Below are 16,323 nucleotides of genomic sequence, written 5' to 3'. Positions count from 1 at the left end.
CGGAACTGTGTGGTGCCGCTAAATGGCATCAAGCCTTGCCGCAATGTGCCGCTCGACCTGGGGGAGCTCCGAGATCACCGGCATGACATGACCCGAGAAGTTGGCGCGGGCCAGTTCTTGTGGAACGTCCTCCAGAACATGTCCACCGGTGCAGGCAAAGAAGGGCAGACAGAGTGCATTGGGCCCACAATTGGCGGCCGCTTCGGCAATGGTCGGAGTTTGCTCAACAAACCCGGTGCGGATGCTTTTGTATTTGACTATTTGACCCAGCTTTTCTGCAAAGCCCATTGCGATAACTGCAGGGTTGGCGCTGCGGCCTGACCCATGTGCCGCTATCACAAGGTCTGTGTCTTGGGCGTCCCAACCACGGGCCATCAGTTCTTGATGCACAGCCGTCGAAACCAGCTTAGGCAGTTCCGGATCGATCCCTAAAGGATCCAGGATCTTTACTGGCCGTGATCCGACCCGCTTGGGTAGGGTGCTGGTGACAAACCAGCCACGCGCCATAAACAAAGGGTAAATTGCTGTGCCTTCGGGCAGATTATCCAGGCAATTTTCTAACGCCTGAGGGGCCGCCAATGTGGCCGATGACACTGAAACCCGTTCACATAAGGCATCAATTTCCCTGGCAAAAGCTGCCAGCGATGCCTCGGCGGGGGCCGGGTCAGAAGGCTGGCCATGGGCGACGATAACGGCGTGTGGCATGCAGGGCTCCGAATGGGTTCAGCGATAGATGTCTTTCGGGCGAACAGAGTCAATGAAAGCTTAAGAAAATTGTTATCCCAATAGGGTCAACCAAAACCACACGGTCAATATCGAGACGGCAGTTCCGATCAGAACTGACGAAGCCGCCACTCGTTTCGCCCGTCCATACATATTGGCAAAGATGTAAGCGTTGAACCCCGGGGCCATCGCGGCTGTTACGACACCCGATCGGAACAAATCCTGAGGCAAAGCAAGCGCTGATCCGAACAGCCACACCAGACTTGGGTGCACCATCAGTGAGATACAGCAGACAAACAGAATTGTCCGCAGATCGCCTTCTGGCCGGTACTTGACCAGAACACCACCTAAAGCGAACAATGCGCCCGGCAGAGCAGCGCGTGTGATCAGATTTAGGGCTTCATCAACGACTGCTGGTATCATGAACCCTGTGAGGTTCACTATGAAGCCCAATGAGATGCCAAGAATAAGCGCGTTCTTGAACATGGCCGACAGAACCGACGTCACCATCCGCGTCCCACCGTGGCCGCGATTTCGAAAAACCTCCATCACGGTGATTCCGACGCAATAGCAAAAGGGCGAGTGGAAAGCGATAATCGCGAAATTGCCGGTCAGATTGTCTGGCCCATAAGCGCGTTCCGTGATCGGCAATCCCAGTAAAACCGAGTTTGAGAACAGGCAGCAGAAGCCGATGGCTACGGCGTCCTCCCATTCGCGCTTGAATATGAAACGTGCACCAACCATCCCTGCGATGAAACACAGCCCCGCTGCTGAATAGAAACTGGCCAGAAGACGGGGATCAAAACTGGCGCTTAGATCAAGATTAGCGATGGCCAGAAACAACAGACAGGGAATGGCGAACCCCTGCGTGAAGTGCATCAGACCGTCGACATAGGATTCTTTGAAATAGCCGGACCGGGTAGCGGTGTACCCGGCTCCAATGACCAGAAAAACTGGCAGAATGACATCAATCAGGCTTTGGAACATGGCGGTGCCAAACGGGGTATCGCAAGAAAGCCCAGCGGCTTGCCCTACAGAGGTTGCCAGATCACCATGCCGTCAAAGGCCGGTGTGATGTGATCCGGTGTTTCGGAGTCGACCGTCGCATAGTCCAAATCGATATGCATGTTGGTCAACACGGCGCGTTCAGGTTTCAGTTGCTCAATCCAGCCCAGCGTTTTGTCCAGATGCGCATGGGTCGGATGAGGAGAGCGGCGCAGCGCGTCGATGATCAGACAATCCAAGCCGGTCAGCTCGGCCATGCTGTCGTCATAAATTTCGGCAACATCAGGCAGATACACGGCATTTCCCATCCGGAAACCAAGGGCGTCAATTGAGCCGTGATTTACGCGAAATGGCCGGAATGGGATTTCGCCACCGGGGCCAGAAATCTCAAACGGGCCATTTATTGTCTTGAGGTCCAAAATAGGGGGATAGGGCGATCCTTCGGGTTGAACGAAAGCATAGCCAAATCGGCTAAGCAGGTCGTTCTGCGTATCACCATCAGCCCAGATAGGCACACGGGTTTTCATGTTGAAAACGATCATACGTAGGTCGTCGATACCGTTGGTATGATCGGCGTGCGAATGGGTGTAGATTACACCATCTAAACGCCCGGTCCCGGTGTCCAGCAATTGACTGCGCATATCCGGTGAAGTGTCGATCAGAACCGATGTCGTACCATCCGGCCCATCGCGTTCAACCAACAAAGAACAACGCCGGCGGTTGTTCTTGGGGTTCTCGGGATCGCAATCACCCCAGACGCCGCCCAATCGGGGAACGCCGCCAGAAGACCCGCAGCCAAGTATTGTCAGGCGCAGTTCGCTCATGCAGCCGCCTTATATGTGGCTGCTTTGGTGAAAAGCCGATCAAAGTTTGCCTGCGTGTGCACAGCGAATTCAGCGTAGTCGAGGCCAAAGACCTCGGCCCCTTTGCGGGCCGTGTGTGCGGTGTACGCAGGCTCATTCCGCTTGCCGCGATAGGGCGGCGGAGCAAGGTAAGGCGCGTCGGTTTCGACCAGTATGCGGTCGATCGGGGCTGCGGCGAAGATATCGCGCAGCTCCTGACTTTTGGGGAAGGCGGCGATTCCGGACATCGACAGGTAGAACCCTAGATCGAGCGCAGCCCGGGCCAGCTCTGCCGACGAAGAAAAGCAGTGCATGACACAGGAATAGGCGGCGTTGCGATGCTCTTCGGCCAGAATGCGGGCCATGTCATCGTCTGCGGCGCGGGCATGGATGATCAGCGGCAGCCCAGTGCGCTGGGCTGCCTCGATATGAACGCGTAGCGACTGTTTCTGCACATCTGCCGACTCGGCGGTGTAGTGATAGTCAAGCCCGCTTTCGCCAATGCCTACGAACTTTGGATGCTGGGCAAGGGCGACCAATTCATCCACGTTCGCCATCGGCTCTTCGGCCGCGCTCATCGGGTGGGTGCCTGCAGCATAGAACACTGGGGCGTGGGTTTCGGCGATGGCGCGGACGGAAGGTTCATTGCGAAGCCGGGTACAGATCGTCACTATGCGGGTCACGCCAGCTTCAGCCGCCCGAGCGATGATGTCGTCCAACTGACCATCGAAATCCGGGAAATCCAGATGGCAGTGGCTGTCGGTAATTTCGGGGGTGAGGCTCATCAGCTGTGACCGGCGGTTTCCTGTATCTTGAACACCGTATCTAGGACAAGCGAGGCAGGGTCAAGGTTCACCGCCTGCCCATGCCGCGCGCGCGCCGTGATGAGGGCGGCGACCTCGGCCCATTGGCGCGCCTTGTGGGGTGAATTTGATAGACGCGCGAGGGTTTCGGCCTCGTTCGGGGCGGCTTCGGGCACTGGGGCCGCACCAGTTGCGCCCGTCAGCGCCAGACGTGAAAGCGCAACATCGATCAGCGAAAGCAGTAGGTCGAACCGTTCGGCAGCGCCGCGTTGCGCGGCGCTTTCAGCCAGCTTTAGCGCACGCTGCCGGTCGAGCCGGGGCAGGGTGCCTAAAATGGCGATCAACTCAGCGTACAATTCGAGCCCACCCAGATTGATCAGTCGAACCGCGTCGCCTACGGATCCGGCGGCAAGTGCCGCCAGATGATCGGCCTGACCGGGGGTCTCGGTGCCGGTCTGGGCTAAGGCCGCCTGCATGTCGTCGGGCCCAAGCGGAGCAAGCCGCAACGTCCTGCAGCGCGATCGGATCGTCGGCAGCAGGCGCGAGGGTTGATGTGATACCAACAACAACGTCGTGCGCGCGGGCGGCTCTTCAAGCATCTTCAACAGCGCATTGGCCGCGCTGACGTTCATTTCATCCGCAGAATCCACAATGACAATACGTCGACCGCCATCGGCAGAGGACAGGCCGAAGAACCGTCCGAGTTTGCGGATGTCATCGACCACGATCTCATTGCGTAACCGCCCCTGATCGTTGACAGAGCGCGTGATCGCAGCAAGGCCGGGCTCAGCCCCTGCCATAATCCGGTGCACGACCGGATGATCCGGGTCAACATCCAGAGTGGTCGGAGGCGGCGGAGCGCCAAACAACCCTCCATCATCTGCCGGAGGTGTCGCCAGCAAGAACTGTGCAATACGCCATGCGAGCGTGGCTTTTCCGACCCCGCGCGGCCCTGTCAGCAACCAGCCGTGATGCAACCGGTCCGAGTTATATGTGCTTAAAAACGCTTGTTCTGCCGCATCCTGACCGAACAACCGCGCCGTTTCGCGCGGATGCGGCGCTCCAGGGGCTTGGTCCGGGGTTGGGGTGTCGTCGCTCATGTCCGGTCTATCGCATGTAAGTCATAGCAATGTCTGTCACATCCCGTGCGACGCTGTCCATGTCTCGATTGCCATCAACGACGCGAAACCGGTCGGAAAACTCATCTGCGAGGGACAGAAACCCGGCACGCATCTGCTGTTGCAGGTCCAGTCCGAAGTCTTCGAACCGCTCTTCAGCTCCCTGACGCCCCTTGGCGCGGGACAGACCGGTTTCCGGGTCCATGTCGATCAACAAAGTCATGTCGGGTTCCCGCCCGATCATCAGATTGTGCAACTGATCGACCAAGCCGCGCAGATCACCGCGCGACAAACCCTGATACATCCGCGTGCTGTCAGCGAAACGATCGCAGATCACCACTTTGCCTTCGGCCAGCGCCGGCTCGATCGTGCGTTCCAGATGGTCGCGCCGGGCAGCGGTGAACAGAAGGATTTCGGTCTCGGCCGACCACCGGTCGGGATCACCCTGCAGCACAAGGCTACGGATTTCCTCGGCCCCGTCAGAGCCGCCGGGCTCGCGGGTCAAAACGACATCGCGCCCTTCGCGGCGCAGGTGCTCGGCCAGAAGGCGGGCCTGCGTAGACTTGCCCGATCCGTCAATGCCTTCAAAGGTCAGAAACGTCCCGCGTGTGGTCACATTTGCTCCAGCGGAGTGTTGATCACGTCTTTCAGGACAATGCCACCAACCGTCATCATGCGCACAAGGAAACCGCCTATGGGTACGTCCTTGTCCGCCACCAAAGGACGGCGAATCTCAGGCAACCCCTCGGGTTTGATGACCAACTCAGCCAATTGCTGCCCTTTGCGAACAGGCGCATTGATCGGGCCTTCATAGACAACTTCGGCCTCGATATCCTTGTTTCCCAACACCGGAAACAGCAGGGTCAGATCGCCCTCGGGGACCAGCCCAACCGTCTTTTCCGCCCCCATCCAAAGTTTGGCCTGGGCTACCGGTTCTTCCGCTTTGGCAACTGTCTTCTCGACAAAATTTCGAAACGACCAGTTAACCACGGCCTCAGCCTCCTCTGCGCGCTTGGCGGTGCTGTCGAGACCGGAGAGGACGAAAACAACGCGGCGATCACCTTGTTTGGCCGAACCAACCAGACCGTACCCGGCCTCTTGCGTATGGCCTGTCTTGAGGCCATCAGCCCCGATATCAAGCTTCAGTAGCGGGTTGCGGTTGCGTGCGTTCGAAGGTGCGCGGCCATCAAACTCGAACTCTTCTTCGGCGAAGAGCGGGTAGTATTCGGGAAAATCCGTAATAAGCCGATCCGCCAAGACCGCTAAGTCATGCACCGACATCATGTGCCCGGCTGCGGGCCAGCCGTTGGAATTGGCAAAGTTTGAGTGATTCATGCCCATCTGCTGCGCACGTTGGGTCATGAACCGGGCGAACCCGGCCTCGGTCCCGTCGGGGCTAAGCGCTTCGGCGATTACCACGCAAGCATCGTTGCCCGACAGTACGATAATTCCTCTTAGAAGATCCTCGACCGTCACGCGATCTTGTGTATTCAGAAACATGGTCGAACCGCCATAACTCATGGCGTGCTCCGACACGGGCAATGTCTCCTGCAAGGTCAATCGCCCATCCCGCAGGGCTTCAAAAGCCACATAGAGTGTCATGAGTTTCGACATGGACGCCGGGGGCAGAGGCTGATCAGCATCTTTGGACAGCAGCACTGTCCCGGTTTTCTGGTCAATCACATACGCCGCGCGCGCAGTCGTATCGAACGCATGTGCAGGCAGCGCCATCAGCGCCAACCCAAGGGCCAGAGTGGTTGATCGCAAAGCGGAAAACATCATGGGCCTCCTGTTCTGTCAGTTTTTGGCCGTGAAGGCGTCGGTGAACCCGAGGTCTTTTACATCGTTCAACATCGCCCGACGTTCAGCGCGAGTCGCGACTGGCCCGACCAGAACGCGCCAGACCGATTTGTCCTCGCTCTTAAGCTCCAGCACCTCGGCGGTCATGCCGTTGCGGCGGATCTTTTCGGCGGCACTTCGGGCGTTGGATTCAACACTGAAGGTTCCCGCCTGAACAAACGGTTTGACCAATCCGCCAGCCGTCGTGGCGCTCGCTGCGACCGGAGCCGCTGCAGCTGTTGGTTCAGACGCTTCTATGGCCGCCGCTGCACCGGCAATTGGGTCCAGCGGTGTTTCGGTGATTTCGTTGGGGTCTTTCTTCTGCCACCACTTCCGTTTTGCAGGCTTCTCAGCCGGTGGCGTCACCTCGGGCTCTGACAATGCGGCCGTTTGTGGTTCCTGCACGGCGGCCGCTTGCGTTTCTTGCGAAGCGGTCTCTGCCTCAGCAACTGCTGCAGCCGTAGCGGCGGCCGCTGCGGGCTCGTCGCTTGGTTTCTTTTGCCACCATTTGCGTTTGGCCGGTTTCTCAGGTGCCGGGGCTTCGGCTGCTGCCAGATCGGTGCTTGCAACGTCAGCGGCGGGCGTATCGGTATCAGTGGAAGCGACCGTTTCCCCCGCTGCTGCACCCGCAACTACGGCTGCTCCGGCCGCTGTTTCTGTGCTGGGCTTTTTCTGCCACCATTTGCGCTTTTGTGGCTTTTCCACCTCAGCCGCGTCGGTATCCGGGGTGTTCGACGCTTCGGCGGTTTGGGTATCTTCCGTAGCCTCTGCGTCTTCGGTCGGCTCCGCCTCAGCCGGCGCAGGGGGCTCTTCAATAGCCTCTCGCCGTAGGGCGACGACCTGAACCTTGGTTGGCGCACCGGCAAGCATGCCCAATTTCTCTGCTGCCGAAGACGAAACCTGCAGCGCAGGTCCGGGCAAGTTCCGTTCGCGTCGGAACAGGGCTCCGGTGACGGTTTTGTTGTTCGCCGTGTTTTTGATGACAACACGCTCAGGTTGCGTCACATCGGGGTGCGCGACCCAAATGCCACCCAGCGAAGGCCGTCCGTCCCAAAGACCCGCTTCTGTTACCTGAAAGATCTCTGGCGCTTCAACATCGCGCTGTTGCCCCGAGGCCGCTTCGGGGAACAATTCAAACCGATTGGTGTTATCTGCATTATCTACAGCGGTGTCTTCCGGAGGGTCTTCCGAAGTGAGGAACCCTTCTTCGCATCCAGCCAGTGCTGCCATGGCCACGACCAGAATTGCCAGCCGTTGTGGCCCAAAGCGTGTGCCCGTAGCTCGCTCCATTTTTCTCAATCCCTTGCCTGACAAGGCCAAATTGGCCGCGCCCCACCGCGTATTGCTGGTTCTTGTTGCCAGTCTCATGCGGTCTCTGCGTCGGATCATAGCGTGAGCGCCCGGTCATGGAAAGACTGCTGCACTCGCTTAGGCAATATTTCCCCGTTTATGGCTTGCCTCTGCGCTCAACTCGCCTTAGACCCTGCCTCACGCGGGGAGGTGGCAGAGTGGTCGAATGCGGCGGTCTTGAAAACCGTTGAACGTGAGAGCGTTCCCAGGGTTCGAATCCCTGTCTCCCCGCCACTCATATGTTCCTCCGCTCAGAATTGTTGTCGCTCTATCAAGAGGACTCCCACCAATCAGCTGGTTTTGTGCGTTTTCCTCGGTTGCGGTCAAGCCAGAGGGCGAATTTGCGAAATGGTGAGAGCGCCAGTTTCAACCAGAAATGGTGCTGCCAAGTCGAAAAGTCTCGATTGAACGGGCAGACGCGCATGCAAATCGCGCAGTCAGATGACAGTTTGGCCCAAAATCCAAAACATTTCGCAGCGTCAGAGGTCCACTTGCGCACGCCTTTGATGGCCGATGGATCATCGGTTGTTTCTGGCGGGCCGTAGGGCAGCGCTTTGACAGGACAGGCATCGGCGCATTTGGTGCAGATGTCGCAAAACGCACGAACGCCAAGGGGTTTAGGTGCATCGTGGGCCAGCGGGAGGTTGGTGAACACCTTCGAGAACCGCAGTCGCGGACCGAATTGCGGTGTTATCACCATCTGATTGCGGGCATATTCGCCCAAGCCGGCCTTGATCGCGTAGGGGATCACAAGGCCTGTGTCGTTCATTGAGGCTGTGGCCTCATAGCCCAGATTCCGAATGTAGGCTGCAAGCTGCATAACGATGCTGGCTTCGTGAGAATATTCTCGACCAGTGGCGGCTCCGGCCAACGCAGATGGATAGGTGGCCACGAGGTCCTCATCCATCTGGTGGCCCATTACAATGACCGATGTCATGCCTTCTGGCAGGTCGTTGGGCGCGTCCGAGAAATCCCGGGTGTCCACGCGGGTGGCATAGAGCCACCGTGTGTCCAGATCCGTGATGCCACAAAGGTCAGCCCCAAAGAATTTTGCGATGCGTTTGATTTCATCTGCCATCGCAACAGGATCGTCGACCTCTTGCTGCGTTGGGGCAACCGGTGTGTCGTTGTTGATAGGTGCTTGAAAGCCCTCGCGTCTGCCGGTCTCGCCCCCTCGTTCCGAGATCAAATCTGAAATCAGCCAGGCTGCATTTCTGAGTGCAAAGTCGCGTTGGGTGAAACCGTCACCACGTCGTGGCGTCGCCTCCATCCGGTATGAGGCAAAGAAAGCGTCGGTTTGTTTGGTGCGAATCCGTTCATCCCAGAATGCTCGGGTGAAAATATCATTGCGCTGCTGAAAGCGTTCAAAGTCATCCGTGACCTCAATTCCTGCGTCAGAATCGTCGGGTCGTTGGGGGTGATTGGAAGGGTAGTTCATAGCGGGACGATGCGGTGAGGCGGGGCGGTTGTCAAAGGGTGTCGGGCGCAAATATCTGACGATAGGTGCCTCATACGCCCGTTATTTTGCTATTGTTCGCCATGACGTTTTCAAATCGATACGCATTTCGCAAAGTAACACCGGCGGATTTTGAGATGATGTCGGTTTGGCAGTCCCGCCCGCATGTTCGTGAATGGTGGGATTCCGATGAGCCGAGCACGGTCAAGGAACTAGAAGACACGCGTGTTGAACGGTGGATCGTGTCACTTGCAGAACGCCCGTTCGCCTATATTCAGGACTACAACGTTCATGGTTGGGATGATCATCATTTTCTTTCTCTGCTGCCGGGGTCGCGGGGGATCGATCAATTCATCGGTGAGCATGACATGATAGGATGTGGGCATGGTCCGGCCTTTATTACAGAGCACATCAATCGATTATTTGTTGCCGGTGCCCCGGTTGTCGCGACTGATCCACATCCTGATAATGCGCGTGCGATTGCGGCATATAAGAAGGCTGGTTTTGCTGCATTCGGTCCTGCGCGGCAAACCCCTTGGGGGCTGATATTGCCGATGAAGATCAGCCGATAGGATTTATCTCACTCGTTCGGTACAACGATTGTGTGCTCGGGCTTCCAGCTCAGCCAGATCTGGCCACCTTCTGGCAAATCCGGGATGTCCTGATCGCGTGCGATAACCTTGAACGTGTTGTTCTTGTGCTCCAGAACGCAGGTTGCCATTGCACCGGCGAAGATGCGACGCACCAAGGTTGCGGGGAGTTTTGATATCTCGTCGCCGTCGGGTTCTGAGTTTGATATGCTCATGTTCTCGGGTCTTACAGCCAGCGTCGACTGCGGCGTTGCGCCGTGTGGTAGCTTGATACGCGCGCTTTCGGCGGCCAGTTGTCCCGTCAGGATATTGGCTTCTCCCAGGAATTCGGCGGTGAAGACGTCGACAGGATTATTGTAAACCTCACGCGGCGGGCCAGCCTGAATCATAGCTCCCTGTCTAAGGATGCCGATCTTGTCTGACAACGTAAGCGCTTCTTCCTGATCGTGGGTCACAAAGATGGTGGTGATGCCAATCTCGCGCTGAATGCGCTTCAGCTCGATCTGCATGTCGACGCGCAAGGATTTGTCCAAGGCGGACAAAGGTTCGTCCAGTAGAAGCACTTTCGGGTCCGTGACAATTGCGCGCGCCAAAGCCACTCGCTGCCGCTGACCGCCGGACAGCTGGTGGGGCTTGCGGTCACCCAATTGTCCAAGCTGCACCAATTCTAGCGCTTCGCCGACGCGGCGGCGTTCCTCGGCTGCGCCGACTTTTCGCACGCGCAGGCCAAATCCCACATTGTCGGCGACGGTCATGTTCGGAAACAGTGCATAGTTCTGAAACATCATCCCGATGTCGCGCTTTTCTACGGGAACGTGTTCGACCGACTGATCCCCGATATGGATCGAGCCGCTATCCGCAAAAATAAAGCCTGCAATGGCGCGCAACAACGTCGTCTTGCCGCTACCTGATGGGCCGAGAAGCGCAAAAAACCCACCGTCCGGGAAGTGCATTGTGACGTCGTTCAATGCCTTGAGCGTCCCAAAGGTTTTGGTGACGTTTTGAACAGAAACATCAGCCATCAGCGTTCTCCTCCGAAATTTGAGAACCGGGCCGCAAACAGCATCACGGCCATCGAGATTACGATGATGATTGTCGAGATCGCGTTGATTTCCGGCGTAAAGCCTTTGCGGATCGACGTGTAAATCAGCACAGGTAATGTGCTGTCTCCGGGTTCGGAGAGAAAGTAGGATACGACGAACTGATCAAAGCTGACCGCAAAAGCGAACAGCGCACCAGCGATAATCCCCGAGGCGATCCAGGGCAAGGTGATACGGCGGGTCACGGTCCAGCTGTCGGCCCCCATGGATCGTGCGGCCTCCTCCAATGTGGGATCAAATGTCGCCAAGCGGGCGCTGACGACGACGATTACGTAGGGCAGGGCCAGGGCGACATGGCCGATCAGAACCGAAGGTGTGCCGCGGCCAAGACCGACGCCATAGAAAAAGATCAGCATTGCCGTGCCGGTGATCAGCCAGGGAATTGCAATCGGCGGGAACAGCATCACTTGCAGGAACCGCTTGCCACGAAACTCGAACCGGAACAGGGCCAGTGAGGCGGCTGTTCCCAAGATGGTGGCAATCACCGTTGTGGCCAGCGCAATCAGGACGGAGCGGGTGGCAGCGTTCAGGATTTCGGTATTCTGGCCCAGTTTTTCGTACCACTTCAGCGAGAACTCGAAGGGCAGTTGATAGTATTGGGATGCGTTAAAGGACATGAACGCCATGACGATGATAGGCGCGTAGAGGAAGAACAGGATCAACCCCAGCCAAATCTTGCCTGCCCAAACCAGATAGGAGTTCCTCATGTCTGTGCCCTCCGCAGCGCCGGGCTGGCGGTGGCCAGGATCACCAAAACCACTGCCAGCAGAATGAAGGATAGCGCTGCCCCCAAAGGCCAATTGAACACGGCCACGAACTGATCCTCGATGACGGTGCCAAAGTAGGTTCCGACGCGTCCACCTAATATGCGCGGCTCCATGAACGAACCGACGACGGGGACAAATATCAGGACTGCACCTGCCAATAGTCCGGGCAGTGACAAGGGCAGGATGATGCGCCACAGGATCGTGAGTTTGTTCGCACCCATTGATCGGGCGGCGTCAATCAGATTGTCGTCGATGGCCTGCAGGGCCAGATAGGACGTCAGTATCACGTATGGCAGATACGAATGCACCAGACCGATTACGATTGCAGGGGTTGAGAACATCAGGTTCACATCAACCTCGAACGGCAGGATCGCGTTGAGGCCGAGTTCTAGCACCCCGTTTCCACGCAATACGATGGCCCAGGAGAATATCCGGACCAGAGAATTCGACCAGAAGGGCAAGATGACCAAAAGAAAAAGGGCTTCGCGCGACTTGCCCTTGATGGCCTTGGCCAGAACATAGGCGCAGGGAAAGCCGACCAGCACGGAAATCACCGTCACGGTCAGACCCAGCTTTATGGATTTCCAAAGCAGTGTTGCGTAGGTCGATTTCTGGATAAAGGCCTGATAGTTTTCAGACGTATAATGCCATTCGGCATCGCCAAATGGCACGTCGGACAGAAAACTGAAGTAAAGCATCGCTGACAGCGGCAAAAAAATTGCCACCGTCAGCCAAATGTAGGCCGGAGAAAGCAAGCTGACGATTTTTAGCCTGTCTTGCCGGGCGAGAACCGTTGACATGTCTGCTTTCTCCTTTGGGCGCTTGCGCTTACTGGGCGGCTTTCAGCCCCTGCCAAAGCTCAAGGTATTTTTCGCGGTTTTCATCAGAAACCGGGCGCTGGAACTGGACACGCGCTACAACGGAGGGATCCCCCAGAATGCGTTTGTTGAAGGCGTCATCAGGCAGGGCTGCGGCAGCTTTTGCATTGGCCGAAGCCGGGGCGCCGCTTTCGGCCCATTTCACATAGAATTCCGGATCGATCATCCAGTTGATAAAGGCGTGCGCCGCCTCTTTCTTGGTGGATGAGGTCGGGATGGACAGGCCGTCCAACCAGCCGATTGCACCTTCATCCGGCACGATGAACTGCACCGGCAAACCGGACGCCATCGAACGGCTGGCAGAACCGGACCAGAAGGTAGCCACATCCAGATCGCCCGCGGCCATGAACTGGTTCCAGTCGTTTTCCGAGCCCCAATAGGTTTTGATCTGCGGCATCAGCTCGGCAAGTTTGGCCTCGATCGCATCAAGATCCTGAATGTCGTTTATGTTCTGACCTGTGGCGATTGCCGCGAATTGTACAGCTTCCAACGCGTCATCACGGATCGAGACTTTGCCTTCGTGCGCCGAGTCCCAGAACACTTCAATTGATGTCGGCATCTCGCTGAATTCATTGGTGTTCACAGCAAATGATGTCAGACCCCAGGTCCACGGCATTCCATGCAGCGCACCACCTGCATTGAGGTCCTGATTGGCGGCAAGGTTTTCGGGCACATCTCCGAAGTTCGCAACCAGCGCGCTGTCCACGGGTCCAATCAGCCCCTCGGCCTGCGCCTGCGGTGTGAACGCCGCGTTGATCAAAACCACGTCATAGGCGCCGGGGTTGGTCCGCAGTTTGGTCAGCATCTCTTGTTCTGAATTGAAGTATTCATGAACGACGGTGTGGCCGGTGGCTTCGGTAAAGGCGGCGATGGCCCAGTCTTCGTCGGTGCCATAACCTTGCCAATTGAGAACTCGGATCTCGTCGGCCAGAACGGCCGCGCCCGTTGTTGTCAGGGCAACTGTGGTTGCCAATAGGATATGTTTGTTCATCGTGATCTCCCGGTTGAATGGTCTTTAGCTTTGGTTCTCGATCAACCCGCCTCTTTTTTGTTTAGGGCCGCTGCCACGACCGCGTGGGTCGGGGCGGTTGCTGGCCCTTGTTGTGTTGTTGACAAAGCCGCCGCGACGTTTGCGTAAGTGATGGCTTCATTTGGGGTGTCACCAAGCGCCAATCGCGCGATAAAGCTGCCGATGTGGGCGTCTCCGGCACCATTGGTGTCTACCGCCTGAACGCGGTAAGGCGGGATATGGTGAAGGGCATCGGGCAGCGCCAGAATGCAGCCTTCTTCCCCCAGCCGAACAACTGCACCGCCTTCATTGGGGCGCGTGGCAGCAAGCGCTTTGGCGGCGGCAACAGGGTCTGTGTGACCCGACAGAACAGCCGCTTCGCGCGCATTTGCACTGATCCACGTGGCCCGCTTCAGCGCTGTTTGCAGCATTTCACGAGGGAGAGAGGCGACAATGGGTGAGGGGTCAAAAACCAGATTTTTGATGCCCTCGTCTGCAGACAGCCACTGGCACAACGCATCCCGCGAGCCGGGATAATGCAGCGCGTAGCCCGACAACAACGTCCAGTCGAACTCGGCAAAGCTGATCTGCGCCAGGTCTTCGGCAGTAACGTGCCCCTCGGCACCGTCGCTGGCCACAAATGTCCTCTCACCCTGAGGGTCGATCATCACGGTACAGCAGCCCTGATCGCGCGTCAGGTCTTGCGATCGCAGAAAAGGGATACCTTCGGTGTTAAGACCTTCACGCACGATCTTGGCAAAGGGGCCTGACCCGATCGAGCCACCATAGAACACCATCATGCCGGCGCGCTTTGCGGCCACCATGGCGTTAAACCCGCCCCCGGGTGTGATGGAAAAATCTTTGACGATGGCTTCTTCGCCTGCCGCCGGAACAGCTTCGATCTGATAGAGCAGGTCAGCCACAACACCCGACATCTGCAAAAGACGGTTCGTCATCTCGCGACCCTCATCTTTTTCTCAGACGAGTCCCGAAGCGAAAGCAACTGTTCCGCAATCGCTTCGATGGGCAAGGAGTTGGCAGCACGAACCGGGGCAAGAACAGCGGGCGCTATGGAGTCCATTCCTGTGCAGGCTCCGGTCATTGCACCGGCAATCGCACCGATTGTATCGGTGTCATCACCGATGTTGGCCGCGATCCGGGCGGCTTTCCAGACATCACCTGCCGCCATCCGTGCGATTCCAAATGCCGCCGGAACAGATTCAACCGAGGCGACCGAAGTTCCGACAGCTTGTGCAAAGTCAGCCTCGGATAGGCCTTGATCGGCGAGGTCCAGCGCGTCTGAAAACCGACGACGCATGTTTGCCTCGCCAACTGGATAGCCGCGTTTCTGTCCTTGCTCTGCTGCGTCCAGCGCCGGGCCGAGCGCCGCGTCGAAATCAAACCCGTCCACACCACAGCTGACAACCGTGGCGACAGCCGCCGCGGCCGCGATGGCCTCGCCCGTGTTGTGGGTCATTCGACAGGCCAGTTCCACGCGGTCCAAAAAATCGGACATAGGTTCACATCTGCACGACACCCCAACCGGCGTTATTCGCATCGCGGCACCGTTCGTGGTTCCGTTTCGCCCCGTTTCGCTGGCAGGCTCTCCATTCAACATCGCTGCAAGGGCCGCTTTGGAGGATGGGCCCAACAGATCGCGCAAGCCCCGCGCATGAACGTCGCGTTCCCAATCCATAAGGTCTTGGGCCCACTGGGCCTCATCGAACTCACTACCGTCTTTTACAAGCCTTTGGGCCAACAGAATTGCCTGCTCGGTGTCATCTGTTACCTGCGCTGCCTGAAGGCCATGTGAGACAGGATGGTCGGGGAATGGCGTAACATAGGTTGTAATCTCGCCATAGTGACGCGCGATTTCAGGACGCGACAGTGTTTGCGACGGCATTCCTAACGCGTCCCCGATGGCCATTCCTGCAAGAGCACCACAAGCTCGATCATATGCTATGTCCCGGGCAGTCACGGTCGTCAAAACTCCATGTGCAAACCAAACAGGTCCGGGTCCAGAATGCTCTCGACAAATTCCAGCGCGTCGCCATCGGCCGAACGTGTCAGTCGGCACAACCGCAACATCGGTTCCCCTGCCACGCGTCCCATAAGCGCGGCATCCTCAGTGCTCAGGGCGGGTAACACGCTTGCCCATTCGCTGCCGCCGTTGACGACCAATCCGCGAATACGAAGCGTTTCGGTCAAAGACCCGTTTTCAAGTCCTGTGTCGATGATTTCGGAAAATTCCGAACGCCAGGGAACTCGGCTGCGCTCCAGCGAAACGCCCTGACCGGTGTTTACCCGAAACCGCAAACGATCAACCATCAGGACATCGTTGCCAACAGTTTCAGGCGCGTCCGCAAGATCCATTTCTCCGCGTGCGAGTCGTAGAATTCGCGTGCCAAGCTCTGTCTCGCCCGAGGAAAGCGCAACGCTCCACCCCTTGCGGTCATCGATTGTTTTACCCCCGAAGGTAACGAACGAACCGATGCCGCGCCGGGTGGTGATCAGACCTTTGCGGCTGAGGATATCCAGACTTTTGCGAATCGTGTTCCTGCTGACCGAGAACCGCTTGACCAGCGCATTCTCACTGGCCAACGGGGCACCTGTATCCAGCCCGCCTGATCGGATCTCTTGCTCAAGCTCAAGCGCGATCCTGACGGATTTCGGCGCGCCGATCCGATCAGTGCTTGTTACCTCATGTTCAGACATGTTCATGCTTGTACCTTATTCCGATTCGCCCATCTGTCAACTCAGGCGCTTGGGGACTTGGTTCGGGTCCTCCTGCGATGCATATCCAGCCGCGAATGTTCACGGGACAGTTTTGTTGACTTTGGTAA

General features: G+C 57.6%; 17 protein-coding genes and 1 tRNA gene. 2 read left to right on the top strand and 16 right to left on the bottom strand.

Going from position 1 to position 16,323, the window contains the following annotated elements; all coding sequences use genetic code 11:
• Window positions 1-18 precede the first annotated feature (18 nt).
• The 8 genes from ACR0B3_RS10840 to ACR0B3_RS10805 all read right to left on the bottom strand — a co-directional run bounded on the left by ACR0B3_RS10840 (window position 19) and on the right by ACR0B3_RS10805 (window position 7,620).
• Window positions 19-705, bottom strand: a complete 687-nt coding sequence (locus ACR0B3_RS10840; RefSeq protein ID WP_480809070.1) for a CbiX/SirB N-terminal domain-containing protein — start codon at window positions 703-705, stop codon at window positions 19-21.
• A gap of 72 nt (window positions 706-777) precedes the next feature.
• Complete coding sequence (locus ACR0B3_RS10835; RefSeq protein WP_480809069.1) at window positions 778-1,710, bottom strand: AEC family transporter; 933 nt, start codon at window positions 1,708-1,710, stop codon at window positions 778-780.
• 44 nt (window positions 1,711-1,754) lie between these two features.
• A complete protein-coding gene (locus tag ACR0B3_RS10830; protein ID WP_480809068.1) occupies window positions 1,755-2,552 on the bottom strand; it encodes an MBL fold metallo-hydrolase in 798 nt (265 codons plus the stop codon).
• On the bottom strand, window positions 2,549-3,355 hold the full coding sequence (locus ACR0B3_RS10825; RefSeq protein ID WP_170758989.1) for a TatD family hydrolase: 807 nt from the start codon (window positions 3,353-3,355) through the stop codon (window positions 2,549-2,551). The genes ACR0B3_RS10830 and ACR0B3_RS10825 overlap by 4 nt, the downstream gene beginning before the upstream one ends.
• Window positions 3,355-4,473: a DNA polymerase III subunit delta' gene (locus ACR0B3_RS10820; protein ID WP_170758987.1), complete on the bottom strand. Its 1,119-nt coding sequence runs from the start codon at window positions 4,471-4,473 to the stop codon at window positions 3,355-3,357. The genes ACR0B3_RS10825 and ACR0B3_RS10820 overlap by 1 nt, the downstream gene beginning before the upstream one ends.
• A gap of 7 nt (window positions 4,474-4,480) precedes the next feature.
• Window positions 4,481-5,107 carry a dTMP kinase gene (gene tmk, locus ACR0B3_RS10815; RefSeq protein ID WP_480809067.1) on the bottom strand — a complete coding sequence of 209 codons (627 nt, stop codon included), beginning with the start codon at window positions 5,105-5,107 and terminating at the stop codon, window positions 4,481-4,483.
• Complete coding sequence (locus ACR0B3_RS10810) at window positions 5,104-6,270, bottom strand: D-alanyl-D-alanine carboxypeptidase family protein (RefSeq protein WP_480809066.1); 1,167 nt, start codon at window positions 6,268-6,270, stop codon at window positions 5,104-5,106. Before ACR0B3_RS10810 ends, tmk begins: the two co-directional genes overlap by 4 nt.
• Window positions 6,271-6,288: 18 nt before the next feature.
• The gene (locus ACR0B3_RS10805) at window positions 6,289-7,620 is read right to left on the bottom strand and encodes an SPOR domain-containing protein (protein WP_480809065.1); all 1,332 of its coding nucleotides are present in this window, start codon (window positions 7,618-7,620) and stop codon (window positions 6,289-6,291) included.
• Window positions 7,621-7,824: 204 nt separating this feature from the next.
• Between ACR0B3_RS10805 and ACR0B3_RS10800 the strand changes: the two genes are divergently transcribed.
• A tRNA-Ser gene (locus ACR0B3_RS10800) sits at window positions 7,825-7,914 on the top strand.
• Between the two features lie 37 nt (window positions 7,915-7,951).
• Here ACR0B3_RS10800 and ACR0B3_RS10795 read toward each other — a convergent pair.
• Complete coding sequence (locus ACR0B3_RS10795) at window positions 7,952-9,118, bottom strand: reductive dehalogenase (protein WP_480809064.1); 1,167 nt, start codon at window positions 9,116-9,118, stop codon at window positions 7,952-7,954.
• 155 nt (window positions 9,119-9,273) lie between these two features.
• On the opposite strand from ACR0B3_RS10795, the gene ACR0B3_RS10790 reads away from it, so the two are divergent.
• Window positions 9,274-9,708 carry a GNAT family N-acetyltransferase gene (locus ACR0B3_RS10790; RefSeq protein ID WP_480809063.1) on the top strand — a complete coding sequence of 145 codons (435 nt, stop codon included), beginning with the start codon at window positions 9,274-9,276 and terminating at the stop codon, window positions 9,706-9,708.
• An 8-nt stretch (window positions 9,709-9,716) separates the two neighbouring features.
• Here the strand turns inward: ACR0B3_RS10790 and ACR0B3_RS10785 are convergent, their stop codons facing one another.
• The 7 genes from ACR0B3_RS10785 to ACR0B3_RS10755 are packed head-to-tail and all read right to left on the bottom strand — an operon-like array spanning window position 9,717 to window position 16,201.
• On the bottom strand, window positions 9,717-10,748 hold the full coding sequence (locus ACR0B3_RS10785) for an ABC transporter ATP-binding protein (protein ID WP_480809062.1): 1,032 nt from the start codon (window positions 10,746-10,748) through the stop codon (window positions 9,717-9,719).
• Complete coding sequence (locus ACR0B3_RS10780; protein ID WP_480809061.1) at window positions 10,748-11,533, bottom strand: ABC transporter permease; 786 nt, start codon at window positions 11,531-11,533, stop codon at window positions 10,748-10,750. Before ACR0B3_RS10780 ends, ACR0B3_RS10785 begins: the two co-directional genes overlap by 1 nt.
• Window positions 11,530-12,393: an ABC transporter permease gene (locus tag ACR0B3_RS10775; RefSeq protein ID WP_480809060.1), complete on the bottom strand. Its 864-nt coding sequence runs from the start codon at window positions 12,391-12,393 to the stop codon at window positions 11,530-11,532. The genes ACR0B3_RS10780 and ACR0B3_RS10775 overlap by 4 nt, the downstream gene beginning before the upstream one ends.
• Before the next feature lie 28 nt (window positions 12,394-12,421).
• On the bottom strand, window positions 12,422-13,462 hold the full coding sequence (locus tag ACR0B3_RS10770; protein WP_480809059.1) for an ABC transporter substrate-binding protein: 1,041 nt from the start codon (window positions 13,460-13,462) through the stop codon (window positions 12,422-12,424).
• Between the two features lie 41 nt (window positions 13,463-13,503).
• Entirely contained in the window at window positions 13,504-14,436 is a 933-nt protein-coding gene (locus tag ACR0B3_RS10765) for a PfkB family carbohydrate kinase (RefSeq protein ID WP_480809058.1), read from the bottom strand.
• Window positions 14,433-15,458 carry an ADP-ribosylglycohydrolase family protein gene (locus ACR0B3_RS10760; protein ID WP_480809057.1) on the bottom strand — a complete coding sequence of 342 codons (1,026 nt, stop codon included), beginning with the start codon at window positions 15,456-15,458 and terminating at the stop codon, window positions 14,433-14,435. Before ACR0B3_RS10760 ends, ACR0B3_RS10765 begins: the two co-directional genes overlap by 4 nt.
• 5 nt (window positions 15,459-15,463) lie before the next feature.
• Window positions 15,464-16,201: a GntR family transcriptional regulator gene (locus ACR0B3_RS10755; protein WP_480809056.1), complete on the bottom strand. Its 738-nt coding sequence runs from the start codon at window positions 16,199-16,201 to the stop codon at window positions 15,464-15,466.
• Window positions 16,202-16,323 lie beyond the last annotated feature (122 nt).

The organism is Ruegeria sp. CE9 (genome assembly GCF_056537425.1).
Note: the sequence above shows the minus strand (reverse complement) of the source record. Positions and strands in the feature narration are given on the sequence as shown.

Bases quoted from the DNA above. Each gene is read 5' to 3' on its own strand.
- ACR0B3_RS10825 (WP_170758989.1), bottom strand. From the start codon at position 3,355: ATGAGCCTCACCCCCGAAATTACCGACAGCCACTGCCATCTGGATTTC.
- ACR0B3_RS10795 (WP_480809064.1), bottom strand. From the start codon at position 9,118: ATGAACTACCCTTCCAATCACCCCCAACGACCCGACGATTCTGACGCA.
- ACR0B3_RS10780 (WP_480809061.1), bottom strand. From the start codon at position 11,533: ATGAGGAACTCCTATCTGGTTTGGGCAGGCAAGATTTGGCTGGGGTTG.
- ACR0B3_RS10835 (WP_480809069.1), bottom strand. From the start codon at position 1,710: ATGTTCCAAAGCCTGATTGATGTCATTCTGCCAGTTTTTCTGGTCATT.
- ACR0B3_RS10820 (WP_170758987.1), bottom strand. From the start codon at position 4,473: ATGAGCGACGACACCCCAACCCCGGACCAAGCCCCTGGAGCGCCGCAT.
- ACR0B3_RS10805 (WP_480809065.1), bottom strand. From the start codon at position 7,620: ATGGAGCGAGCTACGGGCACACGCTTTGGGCCACAACGGCTGGCAATT.
- ACR0B3_RS10765 (WP_480809058.1), bottom strand. From the start codon at position 14,436: ATGACGAACCGTCTTTTGCAGATGTCGGGTGTTGTGGCTGACCTGCTC.
- ACR0B3_RS10830 (WP_480809068.1), bottom strand. From the start codon at position 2,552: ATGAGCGAACTGCGCCTGACAATACTTGGCTGCGGGTCTTCTGGCGGC.
- ACR0B3_RS10755 (WP_480809056.1), bottom strand. From the start codon at position 16,201: ATGAACATGTCTGAACATGAGGTAACAAGCACTGATCGGATCGGCGCG.
- ACR0B3_RS10775 (WP_480809060.1), bottom strand. From the start codon at position 12,393: ATGTCAACGGTTCTCGCCCGGCAAGACAGGCTAAAAATCGTCAGCTTG.
- ACR0B3_RS10840 (WP_480809070.1), bottom strand. From the start codon at position 705: ATGCCACACGCCGTTATCGTCGCCCATGGCCAGCCTTCTGACCCGGCC.
- ACR0B3_RS10785 (WP_480809062.1), bottom strand. From the start codon at position 10,748: ATGGCTGATGTTTCTGTTCAAAACGTCACCAAAACCTTTGGGACGCTC.
- ACR0B3_RS10770 (WP_480809059.1), bottom strand. From the start codon at position 13,462: ATGAACAAACATATCCTATTGGCAACCACAGTTGCCCTGACAACAACG.
- ACR0B3_RS10790 (WP_480809063.1), top strand. From the start codon at position 9,274: ATGATGTCGGTTTGGCAGTCCCGCCCGCATGTTCGTGAATGGTGGGAT.
- ACR0B3_RS10810 (WP_480809066.1), bottom strand. From the start codon at position 6,270: ATGTTTTCCGCTTTGCGATCAACCACTCTGGCCCTTGGGTTGGCGCTG.